10 protein-coding genes are annotated in these 13,084 nt (G+C 51.8%); 1 reads left to right on the top strand and 9 read right to left on the bottom strand.

Features of this window, described 5'->3' with window-relative positions; genetic code table 11:
- Positions 1 to 195: 195 nt before the first annotated feature.
- From CKQ54_RS12175 to CKQ54_RS12155, 5 genes are all read right to left on the bottom strand, one after another.
- On the bottom strand, positions 196 to 912 hold the full coding sequence (locus CKQ54_RS12175; RefSeq protein WP_120161829.1) for an ABC transporter ATP-binding protein: 717 nt from the start codon (positions 910 to 912) through the stop codon (positions 196 to 198).
- Positions 909 to 1,802 (bottom strand): ABC transporter ATP-binding protein, encoded by an 894-nt coding sequence (locus tag CKQ54_RS12170; protein ID WP_120161828.1) that lies wholly within the window; start codon positions 1,800 to 1,802, stop codon positions 909 to 911. The genes CKQ54_RS12175 and CKQ54_RS12170 overlap by 4 nt, the downstream gene beginning before the upstream one ends.
- Positions 1,799 to 3,088, bottom strand: a complete 1,290-nt coding sequence (livM, locus tag CKQ54_RS12165) for a high-affinity branched-chain amino acid ABC transporter permease LivM (RefSeq protein WP_120161827.1) — start codon at positions 3,086 to 3,088, stop codon at positions 1,799 to 1,801. Before livM ends, CKQ54_RS12170 begins: the two co-directional genes overlap by 4 nt.
- A 10-nt stretch (positions 3,089 to 3,098) precedes the next feature.
- The gene (locus CKQ54_RS12160) at positions 3,099 to 4,013 is read right to left on the bottom strand and encodes an ABC transporter permease subunit (protein ID WP_120161826.1); all 915 of its coding nucleotides are present in this window, start codon (positions 4,011 to 4,013) and stop codon (positions 3,099 to 3,101) included.
- Between the two features lie 80 nt (positions 4,014 to 4,093).
- On the bottom strand, positions 4,094 to 5,218 hold the full coding sequence (locus CKQ54_RS12155; protein WP_120161825.1) for a branched-chain amino acid ABC transporter substrate-binding protein: 1,125 nt from the start codon (positions 5,216 to 5,218) through the stop codon (positions 4,094 to 4,096).
- 455 nt (positions 5,219 to 5,673) lie between these two features.
- Between CKQ54_RS12155 and CKQ54_RS12150 the strand changes: the two genes are divergently transcribed.
- Positions 5,674 to 5,889 carry a YgdI/YgdR family lipoprotein gene (locus CKQ54_RS12150; protein ID WP_112290675.1) on the top strand — a complete coding sequence of 72 codons (216 nt, stop codon included), beginning with the start codon at positions 5,674 to 5,676 and terminating at the stop codon, positions 5,887 to 5,889.
- Between the two features lie 126 nt (positions 5,890 to 6,015).
- Here the strand turns inward: CKQ54_RS12150 and CKQ54_RS12145 are convergent, their stop codons facing one another.
- From CKQ54_RS12145 to CKQ54_RS12130, 4 genes are all read right to left on the bottom strand, one after another.
- The gene (locus CKQ54_RS12145) at positions 6,016 to 7,845 is read right to left on the bottom strand and encodes a methyl-accepting chemotaxis protein (RefSeq protein WP_120161824.1); all 1,830 of its coding nucleotides are present in this window, start codon (positions 7,843 to 7,845) and stop codon (positions 6,016 to 6,018) included.
- A gap of 390 nt (positions 7,846 to 8,235) precedes the next feature.
- A complete protein-coding gene (gene hemB, locus CKQ54_RS12140; RefSeq protein ID WP_112290678.1) occupies positions 8,236 to 9,210 on the bottom strand; it encodes a porphobilinogen synthase in 975 nt (324 codons plus the stop codon).
- A 216-nt stretch (positions 9,211 to 9,426) separates the two neighbouring features.
- Positions 9,427 to 11,526 carry a peptidase domain-containing ABC transporter gene (locus tag CKQ54_RS12135; protein ID WP_120161823.1) on the bottom strand — a complete coding sequence of 700 codons (2,100 nt, stop codon included), beginning with the start codon at positions 11,524 to 11,526 and terminating at the stop codon, positions 9,427 to 9,429.
- Positions 11,513 to 12,799 (bottom strand): HlyD family secretion protein, encoded by a 1,287-nt coding sequence (locus CKQ54_RS12130; protein ID WP_120161822.1) that lies wholly within the window; start codon positions 12,797 to 12,799, stop codon positions 11,513 to 11,515. Before CKQ54_RS12130 ends, CKQ54_RS12135 begins: the two co-directional genes overlap by 14 nt.
- Between the last annotated feature and the right edge of the window lie 285 nt (positions 12,800 to 13,084).

Raw genomic sequence — 13,084 nt, 5'->3', positions numbered from 1 at the left:
AAACTGACTTTTTACAAACTATTGACGACGGGCTGCGGATGATAACTCAGAAATTTAACGGCGCCGTCACTTTTCGGTAAGAATTGCATGATAGCCGATTAGTATGAGCGAAATGTGGAGGGGGATTGAAAATGCGAAAAATAGTTGGCGGGAAATCCCGCGATACACAGTATTGCGGGCTTTGATAATGAAAAATCAGATTCCTCCCAGATAGGCTTTACGCACTTCCTGATTATGCAAAAGTTCATCCCCCGTACCGCTGAGGCGGATCTGCCCGTTAACCATGACGTATCCGCGGTCAGAAAGCTTCAGTGCGTGATGCGCATTTTGTTCAACCAGAAAGATAGTCATCCCGCTTTGCGCCAGTTCGCGCAGGGTCTGGAAGATCTGTTTTACGATGATGGGCGCCAGCCCCAGACTGGGCTCGTCGAGCAACAGCAATTTGGGACGGCTCATCAGCGCACGGGCAATTGCCAGCATTTGCTGTTCACCGCCGGACATAGTCATCGCCCGTTGCTTTCGCCGCTCTTTGAGACGCGGAAAGAGGTCAAACATAGTTTGCAGATCTTCCGCGGCATATTTATTACCGATGGGAATGGTGCCCATCAGCAGATTTTCCTCAACGGTCATGTCCGGAAAAACCCGCCGCCCTTCCGGCGACTGCGCAATACCCGCCGAGGCCACAAAGTGCGTCGATTTACGGCTGATATCTTCGCCACGAAATAAAATCTGTCCGCTCTGCACGCGGGGCTGACCAAATATCGACATCAGCAAGGTGGATTTTCCGGCTCCGTTCGCGCCAATCAGCGCCACGGTTTCTCCCTGATTCACCTGCAGCGAAACCTGCTGCAACGCCTGAATCGCCCCGTAATACACATTCACATCGTGGAACTCCAGCATCGCGTCACTCATAAGCTGACCTCGTCGTCTTCATCAGCACCGAGATAGGCGGCAATGACTTTCTCATCATTTTGAATAGCCTGAGGCAAGCCCTCGGCAATTACATCGCCGTGGTCGAGCACGATAATATGGTCGGAAATTTCCATCACCATGCCCATATCGTGTTCAATCAGCAGGACGGTAATGTCGTGGTGATCGCGCAGAAAACGGATGATTTTACTCAGCGTTCGCGTCTCTACCGGATTAAGACCGGCAGCCGGTTCATCGAGGCAAATCATCTCCGGCGCGGTACACATCGCCCGCGCAATTTCCAGACGCCGTTGCTGACCGTAAGACATCTCGCCCGCCAGCCGGTTGGCGCAATCCACCAGTTCGACGACTTCCAGCCAGTAAAATGCCCGGTCCAGCGCCTGATTTTCCGCACGGCGATAGGCGGGAGTATTGAGCACACCCGCGATCAGATTGCGGTTGGTTTGCATGTGTTGCGCGACCAGCAAGTTTTCAATCACCGACATTTCACGAAACAACCGGATATTCTGGAAAGTACGCGCCAGCCCGGCGCGGTTCACCAGATGTGTTCCGCCAAACATTTTGTAGAAAATCCGTTTCCCCAGCTGTGCCGGTTTTATCCAGTCATCCGGCTGGAATTTCTGGCCGAGCACCTGAATGACGTTGGTCGTGCGACGGCGGGTATTAAGCAGAATATTGCCGCCAGACGCTTTATAGAAACCAGTCAGACAATTAAATACCGTCGTTTTCCCTGCGCCGTTCGGGCCGATCAGCGCGGTAATCGAGCCGCGTTTTACCGCCAGATTGACATCGTTGAGCGCCTTAATGCCGCCAAAATGCATACGTAAATGCTCGACGCTCAAAATATTGTTATCCGCTAACGCTTCGCTCATGGCGCGACTCCTTTACGCACGGCAAACCCGCTGCGGCTGATGCGGATTAACCCGCGCGGTCTCCAGATCATCATCACCACCATTAACACCCCGAACAACAGCACGCGGTATTCGGCAAAACTGCGCAGCAGTTCCGGCGCGACGGTCAGCACAAATGCCGCAAGCACCACGCCGATGGTCGAGCCCATCCCGCCCAGCACCACAATGGCGAGGATCAGTGCAGATTCGAAGAAGGTGAAAGACGTGGGGTTAACGAATCCCTGATAGGTGGCGAAAAATACGCCCGCGATACCGGCAGTAGAAGCGCCGAGGGTAAACGCCGAAAGTTTAACCAGCACATGATTAAGCCCCATTGCGCGGCAGGCGATTTCATCTTCGCGCAGCGCTTCCCACGCGCGGCCAATCGGCATGCGGGTCAGGCGGTGTTTGATAAACAGCACCAGCAACACCACCAGAACCAGCACCGCGTAGATGAAAATAAATTTCATATTCGGGTTGTAAGTCAGATGGAAAAACTCGTGGAACGGCACGCCGCCCTCTTTCGCCCGTCGGCCAAACTCCAGACCGAAAAACGTCGGAGGTGGCGCGGAAACACCATTCGGGCCGCCGGTGAACGACAACCAGTTAGTCAGCACCAGCCGGATGATTTCGCCGAAGCCGAGCGTCACAATCGCCAGATAATCGCCATGCATACGCAGCACCGGAAAGCCCAGCAACGCGCCCGCCAGCGCGGCCATCACGGCGGCGAGCGGCAGCATCGACCAGAATCCGAGGCCGAGATACTGGTACCCCAGCGCCAGCCCGTAGGCGCCGATGGCGTAAAAGGCTACGTATCCCAGATCCAAAAGCCCTGCCAGACCGACCACGATATTCAGCCCGAGGCCAAGCAGCACGTAAATCAGCCCCAGAATAGCGACGGTCAGAATGTATTTCGTGGCGACAAACGGAAAGAAAATCGCCAGCACAATCAGCAGAGGCAATATCCAGTGCAGATTGCTTTTGTGACCCGGCGGACGAACGTATACACCCGCGCTGTCGGATTCGAAGCGCGCACGCATTTTCTGTCCGGCTGCGGTTTCCAGAAAAGCGCTAAGCAAAAAACGTCCGAGCATGACAGCGGCGATAATCCAGATCAGACGCTGGGAATGAAAGTTAAAGCTATAGCCGTCCAGCACCACGCCGACCACAGGTCCGAAAATAATCAACGCCACCAGTCCGGCGAAAATGGCATCCAGCAGGCAGCGTTTAAGCGAAAAACCGCGGTTCACAGCAGTTTGTGTCGTCATTTTATTTCCCTCACACTTTCGTCACGACCGGACGGCCCAGCAGGCCCTGAGGGCGGAAAATGAGGATCACCACCAGCAATCCAAAAGAGAACACGTCTTTGTAATCGGAATTCACCATGCCCGAGAACTGCGCTTCAGCGATACCCAGTATCAGGCCGCCGAGCATCGCGCCCGGTAACGAGCCGATCCCGCCGAGTACCGCTGCGGTAAAGGCTTTGATGCCGATGATAAATCCGGCATAGAAATCAAAAGTGCCGTAGTTCATGGTGACCAGTACGCCTGCCAGCCCCGCCATCGCCGCGCCGATCATAAAGACCAGCGAGATAATGCGGTCGGTGTTGATGCCGAGAATTGAGGCCATTTTTCTGTCCTGCTGTACCGCACGACACATTCGACCGAGTTTGGTGTTGCTGATAATCCACGACAAAACCAACATGCCGACAAGAGACGCCACCAGAATGAACAGTTTGGTGTAGGTCATCTGGACAAAGCTGTCTCCGATATGAAACCGCAGCGCGCCATCAAACATCGTAGGGATACCCTGCTGTCGCGGTCCCTGACTGATTTGTGCGTAGTTCTGCAAAATCAGCGACATGCCGATAGCAGAAATCAGCGGCGCAAGGCGCGTGGAATTTCGCAATGGTTTATAGGCAATGCGCTCAATCGCCCAGCCGTAAACGCCGGTCACCACGATGGTGAACACCAGTGTGCCGAGGATCAGCAGCGGAAAAGAGTGCAGACCGAAGAAAGAAAGCAGCGCCAGCGCGATAGCGCAGAGGTAAGCCGAAATCATATACACTTCGCCGTGAGCAAAGTTGATCATGCCGATGATGCCGTAAACCATGGTGTAGCCGATGGCGATGAGACCGTAGACAGCACCGAGCGTAATGCCATTAAACAGTTGTTGCAGGAAGAATGAATCCATAAATACGCAGTCTCTTTTTGTGACCGCGCCTGGCTAAGGGCGCGGTCTGACACAGATTAGAACTGGCAAATCAAAATGAGTTATTCCTTAACTTCCTGATATTTGCCTTTGTCATCCCACTTATAAACCACGTAATCGGAGACTTTCAGGTCGCCTTTGCTGTCCCAGGCTTTTTTGCCCATGACGGTATCGACACTGTTGGCTTTAAGCCACGCGCTGGCTTTGGCGGAATCGCTGCCGCCGGTGGCTTTGAAGGCGGCGGCAATGGCCTGTACAGAGGCGTAGGAATAGAGGGTGTAACCTTCCGGCTCGAATTTATTAGCGCGGAATTTATCGATGACGGCTTTGCCGTCCGGGATCAGACGCGGGTCTTTGCCGAAGGTCATCAGAATGCCATTGGTGTATTGCGGACCGCCGGCAGCGGTGACCATTTCTTCGTTGACGATACAGTCACCGGAGAAGAACGTCGCCTGAACGCCCTGCTCACGCATCTGGCGAACTAACGGACCGGCTTCCGGATGGCAGCCGCCAAAGAACACCACATCTGGTTTCTGCGCACTGATTTTGGTAACCAGCGCATTAAAGTCTTTTTCGCCGCGCGACAGACCTTCATACATCACTTCTTTCACGCCGCGTTTGTTAAGCGCTGCTTTGGTGGCATCCGCCAGCCCCTGTCCGTAGGTATCTTTGTCGTGAATGATGACCACTTTTTTGGCTTTCAGCTTGTCGATGATGTAATCGCTGGCTACCAGACCCTGCTGGTCATCGCGCCCACACATACGGAACATATCGCTCATGCCGCGTTCAGTGATCTGCGGGTTAGTTGAGCCCGGCGTGATGGCGATAATCCCGGCGTCGTTATACACCTCAGACGCAGGCATGGTAGAGGATGAGCAGAAATGTCCGACCACTGCTTGCACTTTATCCTGATCTACCAGCCGGTTAGCCACCGCGACCGCTTGTTTTGGCTCGCAGGCATCATCGCCCTGAACCAGTTTGATTTTCTCGCCGTTGATCCCGCCTGCGGCATTAATGTCTTCGGCGGCCTGAGTCGCGCCATGCCAGTACTGATCACCATAAGTGGCATTCGGACCGGTGAACGGACCGGCCACGCCAATCACAATATCCGCACGCGCGGAGAAGGCCGTGACCAGACAACCTGCCAGTAAAAGAGAGAGAGGACTTTTCATAAATTTCATCGACATCATCATGATCCTTAGGACTGAGTTTATGCAAACGGGTTATGGGCAACGCATGCAGCAAAAACACCAACGCAAAGTCGTAATCTGAAAATCTGAAATTTAAAGCACAAGCCAATGGAGGGAAGATCCCGTTTGTCCACCGCTGGCGGACAACATCAAAGGTAAGAAACTTAAGCAAAATATCTGCCAGTGTTACCCGAGGTCTGTGAATGTTACGGTTATGTGAGTATAGATAGCGCCTGTCAGGCGTTGCGGGGAACTCGCAGAAACAACGACGGGATCACATCGCACCGCACTGGTGCTGAAAAGAATAGGAAAATAACGATACCGGAACGCCCTGCACCAAAATGTAACGTTAAGTTCCCCAGGGATAATCCGTGGTTATATTTTTTCTTTGCTTCTTTCGGCAGGTTGTTTTGTAATGCGGGCAGATGATTGCAACGGGAAGCTACTGAACAATGAAGAAATTATCCTGCCTGACGGCAATTGTGCTGGCCATGGGATTATCGGGCTGTGCCAGTGATTATGTGATCAACACCAAAGCCGGCGATCAGCTTTTCGCCCACGGCGAACCTGAGCGTGACCGCGATACCGGCATGACCAGCTACACCGACATGAACGGCGATTATCACCTGATGAACACCAATGATATTGCGGGCATTGTGAAGAAGTAGGCGTGACGGACAGCAATTGCATTTATCTGAAAGCCCGACCGATGAATTACACGGCGGGCTGAATAAAACAGTCATGCTATGGGTACCTGAACGGCCCGTAATAACACGACTGTTTTGAGGATAAAATTACTCAGTAATAAAACGCGAAACAGACGAAGCCAGATTTTGTGCCTGATCCCGCAGCGCATTAGCAGCAGCAGAAGACTCTTCCACAAGGGCCGCGTTTTGCTGAGTCACGCTGTCCATTTCCACTATGGCTTGCCCTACCTGAGATATTCCCCTGTTCTGTTCATCCGATGCCTGAGTAATTTCATTAAGTATTTCGGTAACGTTAGCCACTTTAGTCACAATGTCATGCATGGTGGTTCCCGCCTGTTCTACCAGCTCTGACCCTGCATTAATTCGCTCTACCGATTCACCAATTAAACCTTCTATCTCTTTTGCAGCCTGAGCGCTGCGCTGCGCCAGACTTCTCACTTCACTTGCCACCACAGCAAATCCCCGCCCCTGTTCTCCTGCACGCGCCGCTTCAACGGCCGCATTGAGAGCCAGAATATTGGTCTGAAAAGCGATGCTGTTAATTACCGTTGTAATGTCAGCAATTTTTGCTGAGCTCGCCGTGATTTCATTCATCGTTTTCACCACATGAGAGACCAGTTGCCCGCCTTTGTTCGCCGTTTCCGAAGTACTGCCTGCCAGTTGGCTGGTGTGATGAATATTGTCCACGTTCTGTTTAACCGTTGCCGTTAACTGCTCCATGCTGGCCGCTGTTTCTTCAAGCGCAGCAGCCTGTTCCTCAGTACGTGCGGATAAATCATTATTTCCTGCCGCAATTTCTGCGGAGGCATGGCTCACCTGCGTCACGCCGGCACGAATATCACCGATGATACGGCGAAGATCGGTGTTCATCTCATCGACGGCTTGCATTAGTTCGCCCAGTTCATCACGACGCGTGGTATTGAGATGAGCTCTTAAATCACCGCGTGCTATCTGTCGCGCAACCTCAAGCGTGTCAGCCAGAGGCTTCACAATCTGGCGGGAAATGATCAGCGCAATGCCAATACTTAACAAGACGGCGGCACCCAAAAGTGAAGTCATCCATATTACTGCCTTTCTGATATCGTCATGAGCCGCGCTCAGTTCCGATTCAAAGATATTGTCACTCAGGGTCGTCAGCTTGCCGCCTGCTTTTGCAAGCAACTGAGTCGCTTCCTGCTCAGCAATATAGGAACGCAGGTAATCACTGGCACTCTCCTTTTTAGCCGAGACCGAGCGCTCAACTTCTTCAAGCGCGCTGACATCCGGCGGATTTAGCTGGGATTTGACGGCATTCATTTGCTGAATCGATTCAACCATAAAGCCTGTTAAAGCGTTAAGTGACTCATCAGTATTCTCAAACTGGAGAAGTTTCACACGCGTCGCCACACCGTCGATGTGACGGACGATATCAGCTAATGCTGTCGCAGTGACAGCGCGTGTCGGATCTTGTGCATAGGACTGCGCCAAGCTTTTGATTGTAGATTCTTCACGGGTCAGCACAAAACGACTCACAACAAGATCACGTTGCTGTGTCTCGCGGACAGTTTGAGCACGTTTATCACGATACGCCTTCATGACTTCTGACATTTCATTAAGCATCTTCAGGTGCTCTGTGTCCCATTGAAGCGATCTGAGACTTTCAATTTTCTTATCAACCTGCTGCAAGTTCATCTCATTCATCGCGATGTATTTTTCATCATGCGTTTTCACGTATTCCAGTCTTTCCGCTTTTGCCATAGCAAACTGGTCAGTTATTACTTTTAGCTGGCTTATTTTGTCTGCCCGGATGGAAATATCATTCAGATTTTTAATACCGCATAAAGTAACCGCAATACTTAGCAATAAGATAAGTCCGAAACCAAATGCTAATTTTTTCCCGACTTTTAGATTTTCAAAATATTTCATAAACATTTTTATGGCTCTCCATTATTTTTATAAAAACAGTTGTATGTGAAGCACATGGAGTATCGGCAGGCTATAAAAATTAATTAATGAAAAACTCATTTTCTTAAGTTACATAAGTCGGTAATTTAACAGCAATAAAACCTTATTCTTTGTATGAAAACTTATTTGCTTAAACCTTGCGTATTAATGGTGAAGTGATTCACTTTAAGAAAGTATTATTTTAATGTGCTGCTGTTATTAAATAATGAAGATGTGGTCTGCGCATATAGCGCGCAACATCAGGTTCAGCAGCGTGGACATAAAGAAAAACCGGGCGAAGGCCCGGTTTCTTATGTTTTGAACACCGTTCTCAAACCCAAAATCATTTGAGTCGCAGCAAGGTGCTTTGAAGGATGAGGGGGATTACAGCCCGTTTTCAGCAATATCCATGGCGAAATAGGTCAGGATAATATCTGCACCCGCACGTTTGATCGCGCCCAGGCTTTCACGCACCACGGCGCGCTCATCAATGGCACCGGCTTGTGCCGCGAACTTGATCATCGCGTATTCGCCGCTGACCTGATACGCCGCCAGTGGCAAACGGGAGGCTTCACGGATATCGCGGATCACATCCAGATACGCGCCAGCCGGTTTCACCATCAGTGCATCGGCGCCTTCGTGCTCATCCATCAGTGATTCGCGCACGGCTTCGCGGCGGTTCATCGGGTTCATCTGATATTGCTTGCGGTTGCCTTTCAGTACGCTGCCGCCCGCTTCACGGAATGGCCCGTACATTGAAGACGCAAACTTGGTGGAATACGCCATGATCGAGGTGTCGATGAAACCGGCTTCGTCCAGCGCGCTGCGAATGGCCTGTACCTGACCGTCCTGTGCAGCGGATGGCGCAATGAAATCTGCACCTGCGGCAGCGGCAACTACGGCCTGTTTGCCGAGGTTAATCAGCGTCGCGTCGTTGTCCACACCGTGGTCATGCAGCACGCCGCAATGGCCGTGCGAGGTGTATTCACAGAAACAGGTGTCGGACATGACGATCATTTCAGGCACGGTGTCTTTACAGATACGTGCCATACGCGCGACCAGACCGTTTTCGTTCCAGGTGTCGCTGCCAGTGGCATCCATATGATGCGAAATACCAAAAGTCATGACCGAGCGGATACCGGCGCGGGCATAACGTTCGATTTCAAACGCCAGGCGGGATTCGGGAATGCGCAGCACGCCGGGCATAGCTTCGATCGGTACGTATTCAGAGGTCTCTTCTTCTACGAAAATCGGCAGTACCAGATCGTTGACGCTAAATTCAGTTTCCTGAAAAAGAGTGCGCAGGGATTCGGACTGTCTCAGGCGGCGAAGGCGTGAGCTCGGGAACTGATTCGACATGAAAACTCCTAAAAATTAGTCTGTTGCACTGAAATTTTTTAAGAAACAGGAGTGCAGACAGTTCAGACGGCAGGAGGCATGGCAGCGCCGTCAGACGATGGAGGCAGCATTTTATAATAACTTTTAAACAAATGATGAACTTTCCGTGAGGAGATGTAACAGAGGCCGCATTTTTGGAAAGACGATCCCGGAACAGGGATCGCCTGAAGGAAGGATTTAACCGAGCTTGATCTCGCGATCTGCTGAGGCAATCGTAGACGGACGGTGGGCGATGAATATCCGCGTTATATCCAGTTCGCTGATCGCCTGATTGATGCGCATTTCGTTGTCCAGATCCAGATGGCTTGTGGCCTCATCGAGGAACAGAATTGCCGGACGACGGTACAGCGCACGCGCAATCAGCAACCGCTGTTTCTGCCCGCCGGACAAACTGCCGCCCAGTTCGCTGATCAGCGTTTCGTAACCCATCGGCATACGTTCGATGTCGTCGTGAATGTTACAACGGCGGGCGCAGTCGATAATCCGCGCTTCGTCTTTCTGTTCATCAAAGCTGGCGATGTTCTCGCCGATGGAACCGGCGAACAACGTATCATCCTGTAACACACAGGCGATGCAGCTGCGGTAATTGTTCAGCCCGGCGGTGGTGATGTCCATGCCGTTGATCAGAATGCGGCCTTCAGTTGGCGTCAGCAGACCGGTCATGATTTTCATCAGGGTGGTTTTGCCCTGCCCTGAAGGTCCGGTGATTGCCACACTTTCCCCTGCCGCGACCGAGAGATTCAGGCCGTTGATCAGCGGCGCGGAAAGGCTGTCGTACTGAAACACCAGATCCCGGACATCCAGCGACGCCGCTTCGCCCGCCCGCAGCAATTCACGCTCCGGCAGCGATTTTTCGGTGTCGGTCAGCGCGATATCCGCGATACGGTCGCGGTGCAGGGAAAGCATCCGCAGTTGCAACACCATATTCAGCAGATTGGCCGCACGTTCGGAAAACTGCCCGCGATAGGTATTGAACGCCACGAACATCCCGAGCGTCATATGGCCGTCGATGACCTGCGTCGCGCCGAGCCACAGCAGCGCCACCTGATCGAGTGTGGCAATCAGTGTGTTACCGCCGGTAAACATCATTTCAAACTTGGTTTTACGCACTGTCGCATTGGCGTTATCAATGTTCAGATTCAGCCAAAAATTGGCGCGTGCTTTCGATAAACCGAGTGCTTTCAGCGTGCTGATGCCGTACAGCGTTTCCATAAAGTGCGAACCGGCACGGGCACCTTTGACGATTTGTTCCTCCGAAACCTGACGATAGGCGTTGTATGTGGTCAGACGGAACACCACGTAAATCGCTGTAAAACCAAGGATGACCCAGATCAGCCAGCCGCCGTACAGCACCATCATCACGATCAATCCGACCGACATAATGCCGTCGATAATACTGTTGACGACGTTGGTGGTCAGCGTGGTACGCAGTGTATCAAGCGAGGTAAACCGCGACTGGATGTCACCGAGTTTGCGTTTCTCAAAGTAATCGAGCGGCAGTTTCATCAGATGATCAAACAGACGCGCTTTCCACTGCACGTCAATCAGCGTACTCATCACCAGCGACGTCCAGGCGCGCAGCATACTGACGCCGGTACGGAAAATAATGAAGAACAGCAAACCGAGGCAAATCAGGGTCAGTAAATCGGGGTCTTTCGCCGGGATCACGTGGTCCATCACCAGTTGCATCCCCACCGGCAGCAGCAGGTTGACCGATTCGATCATCAGCGACAGGCAGAAGATTTTGGTGAGCGCCGGGATCAGCCCGCTGACATTGCCCATCATTTTGCGCAGATTGAGCCGCACACGCGGCTTTTCAGAGGTAAAACCATTGTCCGGCCACAGCTCGAGCGCCACGCCGGTGAAATGCTCTGAGACTTCGCGCATACCCAGCGAGCGACGCCCGAAAGCCGGATCGTGAATAATCACTTTGCCCTGCTTAACGCCGACCAGTACCACGAAATGGTTGAGATCCCAGTGCAAAATGCACGGCGTTTTCAGCGCGTTCAGCTCATCAATATCCAGCTTGAGGGCGCGGGATTTCATCTCATTCGCTGCGGCGATATCCATCAGCGTGCGCAGCGTCGCACCGCGCGAGGAAATGCCGTAATGCTGGCGCAGACTCTGCAAATCGACGTGTTTACCGTGATAGCCAAAGACCATCGCCAGACTGGCCAGCCCGCATTCGGCAGCTTCGGTTTGAATAATCTGCGGCACCCGGTGGCGCCAGCTAAAGTGCAGGCGGTCAGCCAGCTCCCGTACGTTATCGAGATTCATTAATTGGCCCCACCACGCTTTTCTTCATGCTGTAATACGGAGACAACATCCACTGATACAGCGGCCTTTTCTCCAGGAATAATGTTGATTCAGCTTTCATACCGCTGGATAAATTCAGCGTCTCGCCGTGCCAGTCCATCGCTTTTTTATCCAGTGAAACAATCACTTTGTAATACGGCCCGCTGACCGTGCCGTTGGCCGTTCGCGGCGCGCTGGCGTAGGAATTCAGCTCCTGTTCAGAAACGGGTGCAGAGGAAATCGATTCCACCTTGCCGGGGAACTGGCCATATTTTTCAAACGGATAGGCTTCGTAGCGAATATTAATGTGCTCACCGGCTTTCACGTAAGGCACGCTTTCGTTAGGCAGCCAGGCGACTAGGAAGAACGGGGAATTACTGGCAGGCACCAGTTGCGCGAGGCTGTCTCCGGCGTTGACCATCTGTCCGGGCGTGACGCTCAGCGAGGAAATTTTTCCGGAGGTCGGTGCGGTGATCAGCAAGGAACCTTTGGCATCGGCCTGAGCCAGCTGACGCTCGAGGTCGTTACGCTGGTAGCCGTACTGCGAAATCTGATTATCAAACTCGGCGGCGCGGGTCACCAGTTCGCTGCGCAGATTGGTGATTTGCAGCGCTTCCTGAATCGCCTGAGTGTTCAGACTCTGAAACGACGTCTGCTGCTGATAAAACAGGTAACGCTGATTGTTCAGCTGGTCGGTATTGATGAGACCTTTCTTCTGATAAGCGCCGTAGTTCTGCATACTTTTCTTCATGGCATCCAGCCCTTCCTGAGCGGAAGCCACCATGCTTTGCGAAACCTGATGCGCTTTCTCATATTGCTCTAACTGCTGTTGCAGGTTTTGCAGCGTCTCCTGCTTATTGTGCTCAAGCTGAGCAACGATCGAATCAATTTGCTCTCGTTGTTTTTTGATGGCGGCAAGCGTGGTAGTGCTGACGTTACCCGCCTGCGTCACACGGCTGACGTCAATTTCATACAGCGGCTGGCCTTTTTTGACCGGTTTGCCGGTATCGACATACAGTTTGGTGATCACGCCCTGTTCCGGGCTGAACAAATTAATACTGTGTGGCTGGGTGATAATTTCACCGCTGACATTAATACGCCGGGTGTAATTGGTGAAGATTAGGAATATCAGTAAAGAAATAATAAAAACAGCGGTCAGTGACGTCACAATCCATATGGGCCAGCCGGCGAGTAATAACGCCTTACCCGTCCAGTGGTTTTGCTGATGTTCATTGACCTCTTTACGAAAGAGCATATTTTTTGTTCCGGAAAAACTGGCTGTAAAAACAGAATCTTTGAAAGATAGCAGCCATAAAACCTCCTGCCACCGCGATTACTCTGAAACATCGCAGGCAGGTATTTCCGCATAGCGACTGTTACTCCGTCATATTAATTTACCTTTTGACGCAGATCTGACGCATAAATAATCCCCCGCCTGAGTAAGCGATTATTTTTTATACGTGAAATTAATAGATCAGATTTTATTAACTCTTAATTTAATTTAAAAACAATGAGTTATGCATAATATTTCACATAGGAG

This window comes from Rahnella variigena (assembly GCF_003610915.1).
In the GTDB taxonomy this organism is placed as follows: domain Bacteria; phylum Pseudomonadota; class Gammaproteobacteria; order Enterobacterales; family Enterobacteriaceae; genus Rahnella; species Rahnella variigena.
Note: the sequence above shows the minus strand (reverse complement) of the source record. Positions and strands in the feature narration are given on the sequence as shown.